6 protein-coding genes are annotated in these 20879 nt (G+C 44.8%); 1 reads left to right on the top strand and 5 read right to left on the bottom strand.

Going from position 1 to position 20879, the window contains the following annotated elements; genetic code table 11:
• The first annotated feature begins 88 nt into the window (after window positions 1-88).
• Window positions 89-427, top strand: coding sequence for a helix-turn-helix domain-containing protein (locus CLV42_RS32930; RefSeq protein ID WP_106606206.1), 339 nt, complete (start codon window positions 89-91; stop codon window positions 425-427).
• A 98-nt stretch (window positions 428-525) separates the two neighbouring features.
• On the opposite strand, the gene CLV42_RS32925 is transcribed toward CLV42_RS32930, so the two are convergent.
• From CLV42_RS32925 to CLV42_RS32905, 5 genes are all read right to left on the bottom strand, one after another.
• A complete protein-coding gene (locus CLV42_RS32925) occupies window positions 526-828 on the bottom strand; it encodes a hypothetical protein (RefSeq protein WP_106606205.1) in 303 nt (100 codons plus the stop codon).
• Between the two features lie 4 nt (window positions 829-832).
• Entirely contained in the window at window positions 833-9481 is an 8649-nt protein-coding gene (locus CLV42_RS32920; RefSeq protein ID WP_106606204.1) for an RHS repeat-associated core domain-containing protein, read from the bottom strand.
• Complete coding sequence (locus CLV42_RS32915) at window positions 9478-11103, bottom strand: hypothetical protein (protein WP_146154549.1); 1626 nt, start codon at window positions 11101-11103, stop codon at window positions 9478-9480. The genes CLV42_RS32920 and CLV42_RS32915 overlap by 4 nt, the downstream gene beginning before the upstream one ends.
• Before the next feature lie 21 nt (window positions 11104-11124).
• Window positions 11125-17697, bottom strand: a complete 6573-nt coding sequence (locus CLV42_RS32910) for a DUF5977 domain-containing protein (protein ID WP_106606202.1) — start codon at window positions 17695-17697, stop codon at window positions 11125-11127.
• 702 nt (window positions 17698-18399) lie between these two features.
• Complete coding sequence (locus CLV42_RS32905) at window positions 18400-20781, bottom strand: TonB-dependent receptor (RefSeq protein ID WP_106606201.1); 2382 nt, start codon at window positions 20779-20781, stop codon at window positions 18400-18402.
• Window positions 20782-20879 lie beyond the last annotated feature (98 nt).

Here is a 20879-nt window from a genome sequence, read left to right as displayed (position 1 = left end):
AATATTTATGGTTTCATTAGCTCATTTTTTGTCAGTATTTTTATAAAACCAACTACTAACAAGCTTTTTAATACCATAAATGCGCATTATGAGCAGCTTTGGCAAAAAACTAAGGGAGGCCAGGGAAGCTAAAAGCTTCTCCCAGGCGGAACTGGCCAGACAGATAGAATCACATCATTCCATCATTGGTAAATATGAGCGGGATGAGGTAAAGCCTACTATTGATGTTGTAAAAAAACTAGCGGAGGTACTCGATACTACAGTGGGGTATCTTTTGGGAGAATCGGAAGACAGGGAACTCTTAAAAGACCCTTCTATGCTCAGAAGATTAAATGATATTGCAAGGTTTCCGGAACAAGATAAAGTCTGCATCCTATACGCACTCGATGCTATGATTAACAACGTAAAACTTAAAGCTATTCAATAAATAAGCACCTCAATTTTAGACAACGCCCCGTCTGATAAAACAGACAGGGCGTTCTTATTTTAGAAAACGATTATATTCTCTAATATGCAGCTTACATTCTAAAAAGTTTCTGGTAACTCCTTGGAAGGATCAATACTTTCTCTATATGCCTTTAGCCTATTAATTATATTTTCCACTGATAAATCACTACCAAATAGTTCTAATTTTAATTCATCTGATTCAGGTGAATTAAAATACATATGCTCCACAATAAAATTATCCTTATGCATTGATATAATTATACGAAGGAATACGTCATTATAACATTCATATAACTGGAATCGCCGAACATCTGTGTTCGCACTTGCTACAGTACTTTCAATTTCGAAAAAGCCTAATCGCATTAATTCTTCTTCTTTCATATTCTCATTTTGTAAAAGTTACAGAAGCGCTAGTGTAGTCCCCAGCAGTTCCTTCAACACGATTTATTTTCACATTATTGAAACCTAGTTCCCTTGCATTTGAACCTGTAAAAGTCTCAAATGCAGCTTCTTTAAGAAGAGCATCTGCATCCGTACTTGAAAGGCTTTCAAATGTTGCTGATCTAAGAGCCAACTTATCTTTAATTGCGGTGTTAAATGCCCTTAAATTTGATCCCAGAGAACCCCGACTCCATGTCCCGTTTATTCCTGTCACAGTTTCGGTAGAAATAGCTCTGTTAAAGAGAGCCTTCATGACATCACTCCCCCTACCACTATATTCAGTTCCCTTAGTATTTACATAGAAATCCAAATTCCCGTACGAATTCTTCACAGTACCAACAATTCCACCCTTACTATCCTGAACTTCAAATTCGCCTATACTAGCATAGAGTTCATCAGTTACAGTAATAGGTTTAGCTGTGGAAGCTGCAGATTCCGCCGCTGTCACTTCAGCACTATTAGTGGCTCTAGCAGCAACACTTCCCATCACCTGAGGGGCTGGAAGAACTGGCGCTCCCGTTAAATACGAAAGGGCCAACGGAATTCCTGCGGCAGGGCTCATCCAACCAACAAGTCCAACAACAACAACAGGTGCAACATTTTTTCCAACAATTATTTGGACGCGTGCACCTTCTTTCATCTCATCAGAAAGCTGCGCACCAGATAGTCGTTGTGATTTGGGAACAAACTCATTTGAAATATATTTCTGATTCATTTGTCCACCTATAGCTCCAAAATACTCCAATCCATCAATATCAATCCCATCAATCGGCCTATTACTTGCAAACTGGTATGGCGTTAACTCTGGATATTTTGCAGTTATCGGATCCACACTCAAAAATCTCCCCAACCTCGGATCATACACCCTCATCCCATAATCCTGCTGGTTCCCCTCACCCTTCACCTCATTATCATTCTCCTTCCCATTGAATCCGAACCTGTAATTGCCCGCATTAAAACTCCTTCCCACCATCATCATCCCAAACGGATAATACTCCTGTGCCGATCTAACATCCGCCTTATACCACCCTGCAGTCTGCAGCCATCGCTTATCACTCACCGTTGCCAGTACGTTCCCTAAATGGTTACTTAATTCAAAGACCTTATTACCTCGGATGAAATTAATATTTAATCCTGAATCTAATCCCGGTAAATTTACCGCCGTAGAAGGCTGTGCATCTTCCAAATTGGTAACCAATGAATTAACGCCTAAACGACTAGAACCATAGAGATGTGCCTCCGACCTTGACAATTTGCCGCCATTAACGCCTAGATCTCCTTTCTCATAAACGGCCATCACATTCCCCGTAGCGTCGCGAACATACCAGGTCTCCACACCATTCACATTCTTGCTGATGCGGTTACCAGCTACATCATAGGTATAATTAATGAGCGTACCACCCTTGTTGATGCTTTTGATCTTTCCGTATACAGTCCAGTTGATAGCTGTTATACCAGCATTTACATCCTTCGTCAGATTACCGATATTATCATATTCATAGTTTCCTGATGATTGACTATCAATATCATTATCGTAATTAGAAGGAGATACTACATCTTGTACATAATCCAGTTTATTTGTTCCTGTCTTATAATTATAGGTAAGATTGTCCATTTGCAAGGGCTTACCTGCGAATATGCTATCCCCCGCTCTGTTATAATTCAGGATATTACCATTTGCATCATAACTAATATCCTCTTTAAAATCAGGCAGGTTAACCGGCGTCCATCTATTAGCCAAAGAATCCAGCCCTCTGCTCACCTGCATGCCTTTCAGGCGGTTTAAAACGTCGTAATTGTATGCATACTGCAGTGGTGTACCCAATGAAGGAATAGACTGGCTAATAGCCCCTATATTGCCATTAAACAGCGGTTTAAACCCAATATTCCCCACCGGGGCAAAAGGACTCAGGCCCTGGCTTACAGTTTTATAATCCCTATCGCCATAATAATGCAAAGCAAACCCGAAGACATCTCTGGCCGCACTGGTGCCGTCGTGGCCCATATCAAAGCCGGTGCCTACAGCAGTGCTGTTAACGCCTTTTAACCAGCCTTGTAATGTATATGCGTAGTCCATTCCCTGCACCTGTTGCTGTCCAATCACCGTACGCGCCAGTGGCCCATGTTTATAGTACTGGTAAAACGCATCATTCTCCCAATACACACTATCGCTGCTGGTCTCCACATTTGTCAGGCGGTTTTCTGCATCATAGCTATAACGATGATAGAAAGCATCCGGTCTACCTGGCTGATATGCTACATGATTTACCTTACCACTGATCAGATCATATCTGTACACAATCTTCTTGAAACGATTGAAAGCAGTAGCCATGCTTCCTTTCTTATAGTCCTGTAACAGGGTGTCAACGTTTCCATGAATGTCATAACTGTAGAAAGTAGCAGCAGCATAACCACCGGTAGCCTGCTCAGGAGCGGAATCGTATAATGCCGTCCAGGCTACCCGGTTGCGTAAGTTAACCGGTGATAAGAAGCCGGTAATGAAACTATTAGCAACGTCATACGTCGTCTGGGTGATCTGCGTACGACTGTTGGCAGAGTTGGTGAACCACGAGTTTAAGCTACCCGGATTCCGGCTCAACGTATTGTCCATTGCAGCACTACTGGAGATCTCCCCTACTTCTGTGATTCGTCCTAATGGGTCGTATTGCGTATAACTGTAAGCCGCTAAAGGTTGTTGTTTTGCATTCTGGGAAACCGCCAGTCTGCCTAACCTGTCATACCAGAACTTACTGTCTCCTGCGTCAGGTGTACGTTGTGCTATTACCTGGTTTAAGGTATTGTACCGGTATTTAGTCACCATGGTATGTGCAGGTGTCAGATCAGCGCCGGCTGCTCTTGCCGCTCTCACACGGCTGGTCCATGATGCAGAGCGATCTACTACTACACCTGCAGGAGGAACTGTTTTCACCAGATTCCCTGCCTGGTCGTAATAATATAAGGTGTAATGGTATTCACTGATATTGTATGTCAGCGTATAAGCTTCCTTCTGACCGGCCTGTATACAGCTGTCAGCATAGGTATTACCAAAGCTTGTTCTCAATGAATCAACATATGCGTTATAGAGCTCCGTTCCTTTGCTGACTGCAAAGTATTCATTGTCTGAGCAATTGTTCGTACTGTCTGTATAGCCACGGAATATTGCATTTGAATTTCCACATAATAAAGGACCACCCCGAATCTTATAACAGGTGTTACTATCATTGCAGCCAAGCCCGAAATCATACACCGAAATATCAACAGACTGAATAAAAACAGGCAATAACGCACTATCAATACTTCTTGCTATGTTAATAGCCATCGGACTATTCTTATTCGGTGTAGCCCTAAGCGTAGTGAAAGTACTATTCAGCGTAGAGTTACCACAGGTCAGCCTTCCGGATACTGGCGTATATACAAGTAACCCGCGGGTGCCATAAGTACCTGCTGCCACATAACCACCATCAGGCCTTTCCAGTACATCGTTCAGGAAAGACGAACTATCCAGCCTGATCAAGTCAGACCAGACAAGCGTAGTATCACTATTGATCTTATTAAGTGCAAAGATATTTTTAGGCTGCGTAAGCACATTTTGTATCGCCAGAATACCATTGGAAGAGCCAATCATCGGCATTCCCTGGGCAACGACCGTATCCAATGGGCTCGACAGCTGACGGGACGTAAGGATATCTCCATTATTAGTAACACCAACTATTCCACTTCTTGCCGATTTCCCGACGCCATTTGTAACATTGAACAGAAACCCGTAAGTCGTTTTCTGAACAATATTTGGATAGTTATTATTTGTTCCCGGCGCACTTCCAAAGTCATACCGGAATGTTTTGCTCGTAACACCCGTATTCTTAATCAATTTAGCGATCACAACATCATAGTCACGCCATCCGGAGCTATGTACCAGGAATGTACTTCCCAACACCACCAATGTATCATGATCTTCGAACATTGAATACACCTCATCAATACTACCATTACCCAATTGTCTCAGCCATCTGCCATATCCGTTAGCATCTATAGCGCCTACTAACCAGTCGCCGGTACTATCTACATAGTTGCTATTTGTCCTTCCGGCAAAAGCATAGCCACCATCACTTGTCTGGATGATATCCCAACCTGTCTCACCATTCGCAGTAGCTAATCCGATTTTCCTGCTCCACTGAACATTTCCACCAACGTCCGTCTTCACGATGAGCACTGCCGAACTATCACGCCCTACGCTTTGTACCGAGCCGATCGCCACATAGCCTCCTTCACTCGTTGTTCTTACTTTTGTAAAGTAGTTATCGCCACCGAAACCATAATGTTTTGCCCATTGTACAGCTCCATATTGGTTTACTTTCAACAGGAGAGCAACACTATCCTGCCGTACTACTGGTGTTACAGGTGTTACAGGTCCTACAGATACATTTGAAGTATCGCTTACTCTCGCTAAACTGACAGTAGAATCTGCTACACCTATCAGAGAACCCGCCAGGAGATAGCCATTATCCGATGTGCGGACCATATCTGCAATAACAACACCTCTTCCCAACCATTCCTCATAGGTATGATAAAGCTTATTGCCAGTTTTACAAACGGTGCTGTCTTTCGTTGTATACAAGGCACAGGTATCCATAAAAACAAGGTATTCCCATGCCTGCTTGCCAAATCCCAAACGGTTATTCATATAGGCGGCGAACAGCTGGTTCTTCAACTGCTGCAAGGAATCTGTATCCTGTTCCTGCGGTGTCACACCAGGGAACTTCGCCTTAAAAGAGTCATATGCATCCTTTACTTCTGTACATGAAACACAGGGCGGTGCCACATTACATTGGATCAATACAGGGATTTCCACCGGTTGAGACAAATAAGTACAGCTACCCGCACCAGCACTACATGCATTCAGTAATACCTGGAGATCTGCCTGTTTAAGTGACGTACCTCTTGTCCGGTTTAAATAGGCTGCCAATGTAGTGTCTACGCTCTTCTTACGGACATTATATTCTGTCTGCAAAGTGCTTAATTGACTACACTCGCAGTCCGTCGGCCCCGTATAAGTTTTCTTATCTCCATAGGCCGGCTGCTTGTCATATGGAACAGGAGCCGTGATCAGATATGCGTTACATGTCCAGGGACTATCAATATGATTATTCCTGTTGTATTCATCCAATACATCCTGGAAGCTCTTGTATCTGTAACTGCTGGATGGCTTTACAGAGCTGGCTCCCAGGGGATGATCTACATCTGATCCCTGCTTACACACTTCCAGCAGCTTCGTCCTGATATCTTTCCAGGCAGTTGTATCATACTTGCAGGGAGCCAGCTGCTGCATCCAGGTGGATACATAGGCATTACAGTTCTGCGCGTATGCTGTGTCAAGTGCTTTATTCAGCGAGTCAGTTAATTCTTTCTGTGTCTTGTTGGTACTCAGATAACCCAGTCCATTCTGCGACAAAGCGGCTGCCGCTGTATTGAAGCGAGGGTATTTGCCTATTCCTATCAGCTGCTCAGCAGTTATCATGGCATATCCTGCAGGAGCACCGACGTTATAAATATCTGCATCCAGGAGATTATGCTTGGCGGCCAGATATAACTGACGGAAGCTCCTCCAGGCCATATCAAGATCTCCTGTACATAACACATTCTCATTAAATGCATTTGCATATGATATATACCTTTCAAAACAACCCTTTTCAGCGTCCTTGCATTTTACACTGATGGTAGCCATACTCCACATAGAAAGGCTATTGTCCGGAGCTATCTGGCTGTTATAGCTGGTCAGGATCTGTTTGAGCTGTGTATTCCATAAAGAATTCTCTGAAGCCAGCGGATCTTTGTTGGCCTGTACTGCAGTGAAAATAAAAGTAGTATCTGCTATAGGGTTCAGGTAACCACTATCTCTCGCTGTTTTATAGTCCTCGATAGCCTCCAATTTTCTGTCCCAATCATAGCTGGGCTTATGCTTCAGGAAGGCCAGGTATTTATAATACTCAGGATGGAATTTCAGCAATGCCTCCGCCCAGGAATCCTTGAACTTAGCGGCAAATACTTTAGGCGATAACTGCTGCGGTTTGACATATGCCTGCGTTTCGTCGTCATATACCATATCAGGTAAACCTGCCTCATTCATATAATAGACAGTATCGCGCCTGTATGGAGGGAGGTAACCCAGATCCTTATGATAGAATATGGAATAAATGTTTGTAGTACTATCATCCGGATTGGCATACTGTCCTGAAGGTGCGGTTACGTCCAGCAGCATTGCCTTACGGATGTCTGCAGCATCGCTGGTGCTATTACATAAAGCATCGCAGTTCTCAACAGCCTTATTGTAATCAGATAATGCCTGTGCTTTGTAGAGCGCAGAATCTTCCACTGCTTGTCCTATCAGCGCCGGATATTTGGCCCAGAACTCCGCCCAGGTACCAATACTATCCCTACAGGATTTACAATCAGGTACACATTGCGCCGTCGCCAGCAAAGAGCGCTGCTGCTGGATGAACTGATCAAGTGTGATGCAGGTGTTCTGCTTCAGGAAGATACTATCCCTGTAGTATTCCAGCGCCTCACGATTAATGGTCAGCTGCTTGGTGATCTCATAGTTTCCTTTAGGCAGGTTCACTGTAAAGGAGACATTGAAATCCCTCGGCTGGATACTGCAATCCGCCTTTATGCTGTCCAGGTTATAGTTGTGGAATACTGTATCAAAAGGTTTACCGCCTAAACGTTGGTTATAAGCATCATCCGTGATCTTTATTTCAAGATCATACAAACCATTGAAGCATATCGGTCCCTGGCAACCACTCAGTTTTATTACAGGCGCCTTTAGCTGGTAGTTAAAGATGTGGTTACCACCTATTGTTACCAGCTGGCTCTGCCTGTTTTCCAGTGTCAGGTCCTTGATGATATTACTGTTCTTAGTGGATAAGGTATCAGTAACAGTCTGTTCGCTATAAGATGACAGGTCAGACAGACTAGCGCTATCCGGTCTGCCGGCGAGCGCAGTCGCTACTGTACGGCCATGCATATCTACATAGCTTACCGCATACTGTCCGTTCGCGTCCTGGACCATGTTCTTGAAATAGTGCGTTCTATCGCCCGCATCTGTGCCGAAGAGGGCATCCAGGTCGTTTACTCCGGGAGAACCATAGTAGTATTCCGTCTCATGATTGCTGCCGATCCTGAATACCGGTCCTACCCCACCCTGGCGACTGATCCTGCCGGTATTATCCTGGGTATAAACAGTCTCCGTGAAAGCATAACCTTCCGCATCAGGAATGAACTTGTTAAAACCTGATGTATCCGGATTATTCGGAGAATAATACTGATTAGCACCAGTGCTGGTTGCCATCGGTTTGGCACTCGCCGTCAGAAAGTTTGCCGGAGAAGGCAGTGTATCATACTGTCCTTTGTCATACTCGGCACTATTGATACCTGTATTGAACCCTGGTGAATATTTGATGATACTATTCAATGTAGGCGAAGGCATTACCTGGATCGTGGGTCTGCCCTGGTGATCGTAGAAAGTCTCGCCTACAATAGTGGTATTGGTTGTATTATCCTTTGTGACTGTTTGCCGGCTTCTCAGGCTACCGTCGTAATACTGTACAACAGATTTACGCTTACCTTCCTCTGCAAAGCTGGTAGTAGCCTGCCAGTTCAGCGCTGTCTGATGACCACTGAACGGATAACTGCCCAATCCACCGGGGAAAGTGGAACTCCATGCCGTCTCTATACGTACATTACGCTCCTTTTCCTGCACCGCTCTTACCCTGAAATAAAGTACACCTTCCTGATCGTATAGTAATGGGATATTATAACTATTCCCGGCATTACTGCCATTTCCACTGATCGTTACACGGGATGCATTATTCTTAAATATCAGTGCGGTATTAATAGGATTCCCATACCTGTTTACCCTTAACGCACTTGAATCGATGTATGCCCACTCAAGGTCATAGACGTCTGAACCAATTACTGTTGCCCAGCTGACGCTGAGTTCATCAGCATCATTCTGACTCACAGGCTGAATAGACGTGAAGCTTTTTACGGCATTGTCCGTGCAGGACAATTTATATACAGGGTAGACCTGCATTTCATTGTCAAGCGCTAAAGCAGGTTTAACGTCAGTACTGCCACTGCCTGTCACAGTCAGACTGAGCACACGTACCTTTACCTGGTGCGCATTGTTAAACACAAAACTACTTCTGCTGGTATAGGTACTGGTATCTACATAATTGATAGATAAAGTCCTGTCTACAGAATCCTGCTGAAGGTCAGGTCTTGTGTAAATGATCCTGATGGCCACATTGGCTGTAAATGTGGCCGGTAGCGCTATAGCGGAATATTCGTTGATCTTAAACGTGATGATGTTCCTCACTTTATAAGGCGTATCCAGCGAATTGAGTACTGCCGGATTGAAATACAGGCTATCTGTTACCGTAGCAACAGAGTCTTTGGCGATCTGCCCGCTGCTACCACTCAGTGTCCGCTTCAGCGAGATCATAGACTGCGCCTGACCGGCCATCGCCATCATCAGCAACAGGCAGGCCAGTACCAGAGATTTCATATGATTCAGGGATAATAAAAATGGTCTCATCTGTCAGTATTTTCTTTTAAAAGTGCACTCCTCGTTTCGGTAATGGTTTTAACACCACGTTCCGTTTCTTTCTTCAGGCGAATGAGTGTACCATCATCATCGTATTCATAAAAGGTCGCGTAGTTGTTCTCATCCAGCTCTGCCATCAGGCGAAGATCTGAAGGGTTATATACGTACGACTTCATATTGGCATTGTAAGGATGTATCCTGATATCGTCAAAGTAGACCGCATGCCCCGCTATCGCCTGCATGACGATAGATATGGAGATGGCATCATCAGGCACAGCCACCACTTCCTCATAACGTTGCCATCCTTCAATAATAGCACCCTTAGGCTGGGCTATTATGGTGCTGCTGTCACCCGGTTGCTTCACCAGTATAGAGAACCTGTTACCGGCATAGGCAGTGCCCTGACAATCCTGCGATTCCTTCACCCAGGCACTGACTACGATCGTCTTGCCTGCTATAGGAGAAAAAGACGTTATCAGCGCATTAGCATTCGTACTTATCGCTGCCAGGCCATAGATACTTGTATCGCAGCTCGTCTGAGCCTTATTAAATGTAAGACCGAATCCATCATCCGCTGTACCTGTTATTCCAGCGCTGATACCGGCACTTGTATCTACCCGGAGGCTGAACTTTCCCGTATGTTGTTCGGTAGTGTCAAACTTGCTCCTGTAGTAAGAGAAGTCGAAACTTCTTGGCACTGCGCATACAGCATCGCAAGGACTTCCGCCGAAATCATAATCTTCAAATCCTTCATATGCGATCTCTCTGTACCTGGCGTTCTGGGCTACCGCTACCGGCAATGCATCGTCATAACCATATATGCCGGCATTGTAGCGTCCTAGTGGATCTTTGTTTTCCAACTCAGCACCTTTACGGTTCACCAGCGTCAGCTGACTGTTCCAGACCCATTGGGCTGTGTCGTTCACCATTTTAAGGGTGTTGCTGTCAAACTTCCAGAAGGAAGAGAAGCTGCGGATAGTACCTGCTTTGCGTAAATATGCTTCTTCATTCAAAGACGTCTCATTACGGTCGCTGTAGTAGACGTATGAGCTGGAAGGCCGCCAGTTACCTGCTAATCCGTATAAATATGGGTTGACGGGAGCACCTGTAATGGCACTCACACAAGTACTGGTAGTCGCGGGAGTACAACTTGCACAGGAATCTACCTGTAAACGGGCAACCAATGTCGAACCTCCATTTACATGATAAGTGACAGAGCCATCAGTGCCACAGGCATCACTCCGCAGATTATAGAATGTTACATTACCACTAACGGATTTTATTGATACCATACAATCGCCTATCTGCGCCTGATAAGTAGTGGCGCTGGTCGCCTGCGTTTTAGCATAGAAAGCACCGTTTATATTGCGGGACAGGACCGCACACTGAGGATACGAGACACTGTATCCCGCATCTCTTGCATCTTCCAGGATCGCGGCTAATGTCATACCGTCTGAGGCTTTTGTGAATAACCTTTGTGAGGTGATCAGATAGTCGAACAACGGCTTCAGACATTCGCAGGTGCAGGAAGATCCTGAACTCTGGGCTTGCGAACCCAAAGCCATATTTAATGATAGCAGGGTTATTGCTAATACCCGAAAATATATTCTCATAAAACTCTTTATATAAATAGTTTATTGATTTATCACCGTATATCCCGCACCAACAAGCAGTTTATACATCCACTGCTTACAGTGACCTAAACTGTCTGACCATTGAGTAAGGATCTTGTCTCCAATAACAGTCGTCGTTCCACTACATAAAATCGTCTTCTGGGACGGTACATCCTGCCCACCATTTCCGGAACAATCAACTAATGTTACCAAATAATTAACTGTTAAATCTGTAACAGAAAGAGGAATTGTAGCTCCCGGATCAGCGTAAAAAGCCAATGATATTTTTTCATATGTATTTTCTTCATCACTACCTGGCGCGTCCGCGAATAACATTTTAACATAAACAACTGGTGTTCCACAGCCATAAGCATTTGCATACATCTGCGCGGCCAGTGCAAACCTTGCACGAGCCTTATCATTAGCCGCCGCCTTGCTGATCATTGAAGTGTCAACATTGGCCGGTATTGAATAATATACACCGGTAGCCACTTTGCCGGAATCACACACCGGATACACCAACAATCCTGTTGTATCATTACTATAATAACAGCTTCCATTGTTACCGGCACTTATCACTGCGCTATCTCTGAGACGTCGTTTCACTTGTTCGTCCGCATCTTCCTGGCTGATCGTAGAGGTGAAAGTCCCTGCAGCGACCTTATAAGTATATGGTAACGGAATAGCGGCCGAATCACAACTATTATGTTGAATCGTCACACTATCAGCCCTGCTTTTATAAGTATAACCACAGCTACCATTGATATTGGCGTATATCTGCCCCACACTGTCTATCTCGGCCGATGCCATTGCATTCGCATCTGCTACACTGATAGTCGAAGAATACCTGTTTGCAGGCACCGTATAGGTTACATTCGTACCCGTTACACCGCTGCCACAATCATTCTTTCTGATTACCCTGCTCTGTACCTGGTTACCGTAGTACCGTATACCACAATCACCATTTGCCCCCACATATTGACTATATGGTACGGTCACACAAACATTAGACGTTTGTTGCTTTTTCTTATCAACAACTTTCCAGAATTGGTTATAGGCTACTGCCGAAGCAGCCACTACGTTGCTGGTACTATCCAGTACAAGCACTTTTTTTCCAGCTATAGTTCTGAGCGGATTAGTCAGACTGGTAACGCTGCCCACCGCAGCAGCTATGTTACGTCGTCCGGAACGTACGATCTTTAATGAGATACTATCTCCGGAAAACGGCAGGCCGTCCCTGTCAACGAAATAGATATCCGGTTTTCCCCCGCTTACTGCATTTGCATCTACTGCATAGATAAAGGCAGATGCAGGGAAAGTAGCTAACTTCGGATCACAATCTGTCCCCACTACTCTTTGATGAGAATGAATCAACAATTCATCGCCGGCAGCAAAATAACTGGTGGCATCATTGTTCAGTCCTTCTACAATCCGCCCGTTACTCATCTTAATATTGTTCATCACCAAACCGATGTTCTTATACGCACCACTCATTCCATCATATGCCCAACCAACAGGGAAGCTGAAATTGTAGATGGGATCATTGAACTCGTTCTGTGTGCTTGTCAATAACACATCGCCTGTTTCAGCATCATATAAAAGATTGCGGGTAGCCACCCTGCTGCCTTTGTCGATCGCGATGATACTATCCAGTATACCATGCCTGTTTATAATTTTCGTTGCTGCTACTGAACGGAACTTTGTCTCTTCACGCTGGATCAGATTCAATGCCATTGGAATCAGGAATAATGGCGGGAAGGAGAAAGTAAACAAGTCAGCATTAACATTCAGGTTGTTGCTGTTAGTCACAGAGCGCTGCTCTCTCATGTCCATCATCAGCTCTACGTCCTTACCAATAGTAGTAGCGGTGTCAATATCTCCTTGTGGGGAAATAACACTGACTGTATTATTCAGGTGTTTATATAAAGCCTGTGGATCATCCACCTTATAGAAATACTCCGCGTAGGTAAGCGCTTTATCAGGGTCTGTTTCTGCGTAAGATGCCTGTGACTTTATCTTACCTGTCATATCATTCAGCTCTACTTTAAAGCCCTGGCTTAACGCCAGGAAGTGACGGGCATTGATATGCAGAAAGTTTGACAACAGTGGCTTGAACCGCTTCTTGTTATCTCCGAGATTGCTCATATCTGTTAATGTCGGGAAGTCATACCCCGTATAAAAGCAAGTCTCCTCATATCCATTTGCAGAGCGGGTCTTATCAGCATGGATCGTTCTTACACGTACCTTGCTATATCCTACTGAAGGAGCAGGGAAAAAACCTTCTCCAAATGGTAATTCCGTATATCCTCTGTCGACCGGTGTTAATGTCGATACCTGCAGATTATACTCTACCGGCAGTTTCCATGGGTTTTCCTCTCCACCTATAACAGGTTCATAAGACGCTACCCCACTACTGATCACTTCTTTCTTTCCATCGACATCGCGGGTGTTAGTATATTGGTATTCCTGACCGTAGACAGATTCTTTCTGTTTCGTCATCTTATTCCAGTAGTCATGGATGACCACCTTCTTCACACGTAAACCTCCACCATACTTTTTATAATAAGGGTTATTCAAACGGGCGTAACTCCGGGTCAGATCAACATTCCTTGCCCACTTCTTCACCCTTGTTGACACTTCGAATGTCAGCAGCATATTGTTGATGTTATCTACCTGTGACATCAGCACTTTGATGGCATCTACTGCACTTAAATCATCTCCTACATCTGAACCGGGATATGCCTTGGAGGGAAGGTTTAACTTCAGGAACTGAATGGCTGACTGTGCCAGCGGACTATACACACTTCTCGGTGTATTCATCTTTGCAGCAGGGTCGATGGCTTTCATTCTTACCCAGATGGTCTTTCCACCATTGATAAAACCAAACTGTCCGGGGTCGAGCGTCGCATAACAAGGTACATACTCCCGTCCCTTACCAAACTTATCTCCCGGCATCTCCACAAACAGGCGGAAATACAGTTTATCCATGTTCTGCAGATACCTGTTGTATACTTCTTCATTGCTGCTGACTGCATAGGGTACATTCACTGCCACATACATATAATCTATTACCCCGTACAGATCAGCGCTCAGATCACTCAGCGAAGAAGGTTGTCCAGCAGAGAAACCTGCTATCTGGTACATCTGCGCTGCACGTTTATTCTGCACATATGCATAGTCATCACTTTCATAAGTGATCTTCATACTACCGCCCGATGGCAGTCTTATAGAATCTAATGTCCAGGCAGCAGCATTCGTTGCGGCAAGTGTACTATCCTGCAGGGAATATGGGTAGTCTGCGTTTGTGATGACGTTCCCTGCGGAAGATCCAGGGTTCTGTAATGGGTCTTTATAATTCCCCCAGCGGTCATTCGCTTTTGGACTGTAACCAGGATTATTACTGTTATAATAAAAGACATAAGGGTTACGATTGCTTCGTCCTGTTGTGTCATTGCCATTATATGTGAACCATATCTTTTTCAATGTCAGCTTACCATTATTATTTAACGGCTTGTTGGCACCCGGGCAAAGCTCATAACTATAGTCAAAGTGGACTGTCTTGATCGGCCTGGCTGCTGTACCGTGTGCTTTAAAATCAGCTTTGGTATACAGGTTGATCTCATCCAGTTTACGTGCGCGCTGGTCTGGCAGTCTGACGCCATTTTCATCTATCGCCGCCAGGTCATCACGTTTGCTCACTTTGAAAGTGGCGATCATATTCTTCGACTCGATCGAGTTCAGGTACCACAGTTCTTTTTCACCATACACATAGTTTCCTTTGTCGTCCCTGTTGTCTGTTTTAAGGCCCTCGTTATAGCTGGCACTATCACTGCCTGCGGGTATACGCCATAGAGAAGGGTTCTTAATACCCGCTGTTTTAGTATAGTTAAATTTGATAGCATCTCCCGGATCATCGGGTGTAATACCATCACCTTTGAGATCCTGGTAGTCGGGCGACAATACCCCTGTCAGCAAAAAGGAATGTGCATAAGCAGGTACCCGTTCGCTACTGAAATAATGATCGATCCCATTTGGATTATCTACAGAATTATCCCTGCCCCTCGTATATCCTACTACCCCTCCTGCTACTGTGGCACGGGACTTATCTACCGCGAAAGACACCTCCTTCTGTTGGAGATTATATACCGGGATACCGTAAACGTACCTGCGGCCATCTTTGTTTAACACATCGATCTCAGAAATATGGTTCTTCTTACGGAAATCATTGATCCTGGTTTCTTTTGACAAGGGCAAACCAGCCACCGCGAAAGTATCCTGCGCCGGCTGATAAAGGTTCTCCCGCGGAATGATCATCGCAGGTAAACCTCCATATTGCCAGAAAAGCTTCATCACTGCTTCTCTTTTTCCCTGAAGGAGTTCAAGCTTCAAATCATAGGTTTCACCTGCTACCAGGTTGACCGTTGTCTTTTCCAGGCTATAGGGATGGTCATCTCTCCAGACATCAATTACCATGGTGTCATTCAGATAAAACCGGTCGCCGTCATCGGAACCAACATAAAAGGTGTAAGTACCGGTAACAGGCGCTTTCAATCTTCCCCTCCAGCGAACGGTGAATGATTCGTTCAAAGGAGATACACCAGCCGGCAGGTTTGTATTGAAAGCATTCTTATTCTGGAAATTGATCTGAGGATCTATTCTGCTGAACAGGAATTGCTCGAATCCTTTTCCTGCGTAGTAATCGCCCTTCAGGCCATGTGCAGTATCATCAGGAGGTGCTACTCCACACATATCAATTCCATAAGTATTCTCTCTGTAATTGTCTATATATTTTGACAAGCCACCGCGGCCAGCTTCTTCCGCTGTGAGATAAGATATTACCTGTGTTCTTTTGTCGCGTTTATCTCTCGTCGTATTCCTCGCATTTACAATCTGTTTACCCACAAACCGCTGGTTCTTATAACGATTGAGGATATTGGTGGTACGCAATTCACTGCTGCTGATGCCCGGCTGATAAAGGTTAACTGCCACTACATCATCACCACCGATATTCCGGTAAAAGGCTGTGTCGTTAATCGTCATTTCTCCGGGATTCCGGAAGTATGCCGCTTCGAAGGACTTATCTGATTTCCTGAATGCGACGTTAGCAGCAAGCGGGTTCTCTTCTATCCATGGGCCGGAAACTGTGTATGCCCTGTTGCGGTGTGCGTCTATCCCCATATGGGTCAGATCTCCTCCGCCCAAATCAATACTTGCTCCACCAGAGAGATCTTTTGTCCGCATCTGGTGATCAAACACATATCCTATATCACCCCGATAAGCCCTGAAACTTCCACCTGTGCCTTCGCCGGTCATGCCGAAAACGTCATAGGTATAAGCTGGTATCGCTATATTCGGTACTTCTGGCTTCTCCCGGTAAGGCATTTCCTTTTCCCGGTTAAAGTCCAGTAACACAGCTGCATTGGAACCAGCCTGCTGATAATTCAGATAACCATAGGCAGGTAATGCCAGGCTGCGGTCAGCACTTTTGATTTCCTGTGTAGAGTAATACGCACTCAGGAACCAGTTAGGATGCAATACTTTGGTTGCGGAACCTAGCTTTGCGGTAAAGCTGAATGAGTAACTGGTATAAGGCAGAGAGATGCCAGGCGTATAAGTAGGATATGCAAAAGAGAGATTAGCCGATCCGTCCACTACGTCCCTTGGGGTATATTTTTCATTTTTCCGGGAGTACGCGTACTGTTGCAAGCCTGCAGAAAGCTGTAATGCCTTCAAACCAGAGCGCGAGCTATAGGTAGAACCAACGGCTATACTACCTCCAAACCCACCTTTATCCTGCTCATACCGGTACCTCGTGTTATAATCCATTGACGTCCCCACGGAGACACCCTCCTGCGAGTTGTTGGTCATGGACAGGCTGCCTGACAAGGTTCCCATACTTGCCGATCCGGCGTTGATACCTGCGCTGGCACTGCTTTCAACACCAATCCCTTTATAATTGTTGTAGAACAAACCGATGGAACCCTGCGCGCTAATACCTCCGGAATCCTTGGCACTTTCGCTCAGGGGAAAACCTACCAGCTCCACGGTGGCTCCTATAGATCCTCCAAATGTCTTATTGGGTTTTATACTGGTAACCTTCTGCACCGTATCCTGCGTACCTTCAAAATCATCCGGTAAACCGCGCATATTACGTGTGATCGTCCCTGGGTTAATATTCCAGCCTAAGCCCACCCAACTGGCTTCCTGGTCCATAGAAACACCACTGTTATAGCCAATAGCGACCGGGTATCCTCCTACATCCAGTAAAGGAATAGAATAGGAGAAATCACCCGTAAAAAGATCAACCATGTTAGCGCTGTTGACTGAAGCAAATGACTGCATCTCCGGCTGGGTAGGACCACCTATAAATGCCTTCGCAACGCTTTTGTTTCCTTTTAATGAAACAACCGGTGCTTTGATCAGGGAAGATGGTACCGCCATATTCCCGGCGGGAGCTTTTCTTACACTCGTTGTATAAACGGGCGTTCGTGCATTACCTAAGGCATAGGATGGGATTATCGTTTCAAAGTAAAGCAGCGTCAGAAAAAGGTATGCCACTACTCTCTTTCTCTTTTCACTAATTTCCAGTATCATCAGGGATATATTTGAAATGTTATTTTATTGGTCGTATAGTCTTCCCCGAATAGCGGCAATAGCATTACTATCGGCAGAGAAGCCGGGACAAAACGGTTTATTTAGATTTCTGACAAAGACATTCTGTGGACATAGCACTTTCACCCCGCCTCCAGGGCCGGAAATAAATAATAGTTCAATGCATACCATCTGTAGCTCCCTTATCTCAAGGCTGCACAAAACACAATATCATGCTGCAAAGCAACAGCACCGGGCAAACAACAACTGGTACAATAAGTCCTTTAGGAATACCAATTCATAGATAATTAAGGATTACGATTCTGTTAGCTGACTTTAAAACTGACTTAAAAATTGCACTACGAACATTTGCGCGTCTTAACGTATACAAGGTCCTCTTGATCCTGGACATTCAGAAGGGCAACAAATGTATTTATAACTATGGTCTTGCTGAACGGTATAGGCTCTCCAGCAAGCTCAGTAACAGCAAACTTACATTCTTAAAATAATATTTCAAACTTTTTCACAATGTTTTATCTATCCTGATAGTTTATACGATGAAGAGCAATCATCGCCATCCACAACGGGTAGGCCTTGTAAAAGATTTCCAGGTTGGGTTTAAAGGATACGGCTATATTGATTAAAGCAAAAGCGGGCGCCCCAATAAATGAGACGCCCGCTTTCATTGTTATAATGACTTACTTCTTAGAATCTATAAGATACAGTACCTACGAACTGAGTAGGTGGTATCGGGTTGATGCTATAGTTTTCGTGAACGTAATAGTTGTAAGTGTTGGTCACGTTAGATACTTTAGCCAGTACAGAGATACGTTTGAAGGTATAACCTGCACTCAGATCAAGTGTAGAGAAACCTGGTGCAGAGATCAGGCGGTTGTATTTCTGGCTCTGGTTGACGGTATTGTTCCAGCCGCCGAAACGCTGACCGATATAATAATAACCTACGCCAAATTTCACGCCTTTCAGTGCTGATTGCTGTAAGGTATAGAACACATTCGCGTTGGCGGTATGATTTGGGTTACCCACCAGGCGTTCACCTTTTATAGAGCTACCGTTTAAACCAGTGCTACTTGCAATAGTGATGTTATTGTAGCTGTATCCGCCAATTACATCCAGACCTGGCAACGGATGGCCTGCGATGTCCACTTCCACACCACGGCTTAATGTTTCGCCGATCAGCGCTTTCAGGTTGGTATTGTTGTTAGGCGTCACACCATCTTTCTGGAATGGAGCGGTCTGCGCGTAATTACTGTTCTTGATACGATATGCGGTAACATTCACTGACAGTTTTCCTTTCAGGAAATCATTCTTCACACCTACTTCATACTGATCAATCACAGATGGATCCAGGGAAGTACTGTCAACGTTCAGACCAGTGTTAGGCGTGAAAGAGTTGGAATAACTTGCGAATACTGCCACGGTTTCTATCGGCTTGTACACGATACCTATTCTTGGAGAGAAGGCATCATCATATTTAGCGGCGGTCTTTGTCGTCTGGCCCGATTTGTAGTCGTAAGTAGCCGGTGCTTCATTCTGCAGATAAGAGAATCTTACACCTGCCAGTACATTTAACTTAGGCGTGATTTTGATCAGGTCCTGTACATATACACCGATGCGATTGATCGGGGTGGTTACGCTCTTGATCCTTACTGCATCCGGAATATCAGTGCGCGGTTTGTACAGATCAGGATTCAGGATGTTGATGGTATCGTATGTAGCAGGCTGATTGTAGGTATAAGCCTTGGTATTGTAACGGTCTCCATCTACACCGGCCAGCACGTTATGTTCTAAACTACCTGTTTTAAACTTACCGTTCAGGTCTACCTGTGCCAGGTAATACTCTTCACTGTTGAATGTTCTGTTCAGCGGGCGGGCCCATTTACCGGTAGCATCTGCCTGGATCCTTTCTACGGCATAATAATCGCGGCTATAATGCTGGTAAGAAACCATACCATTCAAAGTCCATACATCATTCAGTTTGTGCCTGATGGATGCACCGGCAGATGACTGTTGTGTATGTGCATACTGCCATGGTGTACCATAAAAGCTGTTACGTGGTACATCAGGTATTTTGGTATTGTCCAGGGAACCGATACCGAAATCAGGTGTAAAGTCATGTTTCAGATAATCACCCTGTACCACTATCTCTGTACGGTCGCTTAATTTGAACAGCAGCGAAGGATTTACATAATAACGTTTTGAATGTACTTTATCGCGGTAGCTGTCTGTTGTTTCAAAGGTACCGTCAATCCTGTATGCTACTTTGGACGAGATAGGGCCATATACATCAAATGAAGGCTTTAACAGGCCATAACTACCTGTGCGTACATTCACTTCACCACCGAAGTTAAATTTAGGTTGCTTGGTCACCATATTCATCACGGCGCCTGGTGCAACGTTACCATAGAGGATAGCGGCGCTTCCTTTCAGGATCTCTACTTTCTCCAGGCCGCTCATTTCCGGCATTACGCCAGAATTGACACGTGCGCCATTCTTGAACATGTTGGTGCTGGAAAAGGCGTATCCTCTTGCGTTGAATGCTTCCTGGGTGCTGGCGCGGGAAGACGCCATGTATACGCCATTCACATTTTTCACTACATCGCTCATGCGCTGTACCTGCTGCTCTTCCAGTGTTTCATGTCCGATTATAGCAACGCCCTGTGGCAGGTCGATGGCTGCAACAGGGATCTTGCCTATATTAACAGGGCTTTTATTGATCGTGCTTGTTTTGGTGCCTTCCACTACAATTTCGTTCAGCTGCGCAGCAGTGGCTTCCAGTGCCAGCGTAACGTCCGTGGTCTGCTCGGCAGAAACAGTCACCGATTTATGTATTGTTTTGGTACCGGTGTAGGAAATAACCAGTACATAGTCACCTTGTTTAACATTTTTGAGTATAAACTGCCCTTCTTCATTCGTCAATGCTCCCTTCTTTGTATCCTTCAAGCCCACAGTCACAAATGCGGCGGGTTTACCATCGGCAGAATTGATCGTTCCTTTGATAGTACCAGTTTGTGCGAAAGCGGCAATATTTATCAGAATCAGACCGAGTATAAAGTATAGATGTTTCAACTACAGTAAATTTTATGCAAAGAAAGACTACTCCGCAGTAGTAACCGGCTCGGATCGGGAAAAAATACTGCACTATGAAAAGGAATAGTAAAGTTCGC

This window comes from Chitinophaga ginsengisoli (assembly GCF_003014595.1).
GTDB lineage: Bacteria > Bacteroidota > Bacteroidia > Chitinophagales > Chitinophagaceae > Chitinophaga > Chitinophaga ginsengisoli.
The sequence above is the reverse complement of the archived record's forward strand: the minus strand, read 5'-3'. Positions and strand labels throughout refer to the sequence as shown.

Excerpts from the sequence above, each read along its gene's own strand:
- CLV42_RS32930 (WP_106606206.1), top strand. The coding sequence starts at position 89 with ATGAGCAGCTTTGGCAAAAAACTAAGGGAGGCCAGGGAAGCTAAAAGC.
- CLV42_RS32925 (WP_106606205.1), bottom strand. The coding sequence starts at position 828 with ATGAAAGAAGAAGAATTAATGCGATTAGGCTTTTTCGAAATTGAAAGT.
- CLV42_RS32920 (WP_106606204.1), bottom strand. The coding sequence starts at position 9,481 with ATGAGACCATTTTTATTATCCCTGAATCATATGAAATCTCTGGTACTG.
- CLV42_RS32915 (WP_146154549.1), bottom strand. The coding sequence starts at position 11,103 with ATGAGAATATATTTTCGGGTATTAGCAATAACCCTGCTATCATTAAAT.
- CLV42_RS32910 (WP_106606202.1), bottom strand. The coding sequence starts at position 17,697 with ATGATACTGGAAATTAGTGAAAAGAGAAAGAGAGTAGTGGCATACCTT.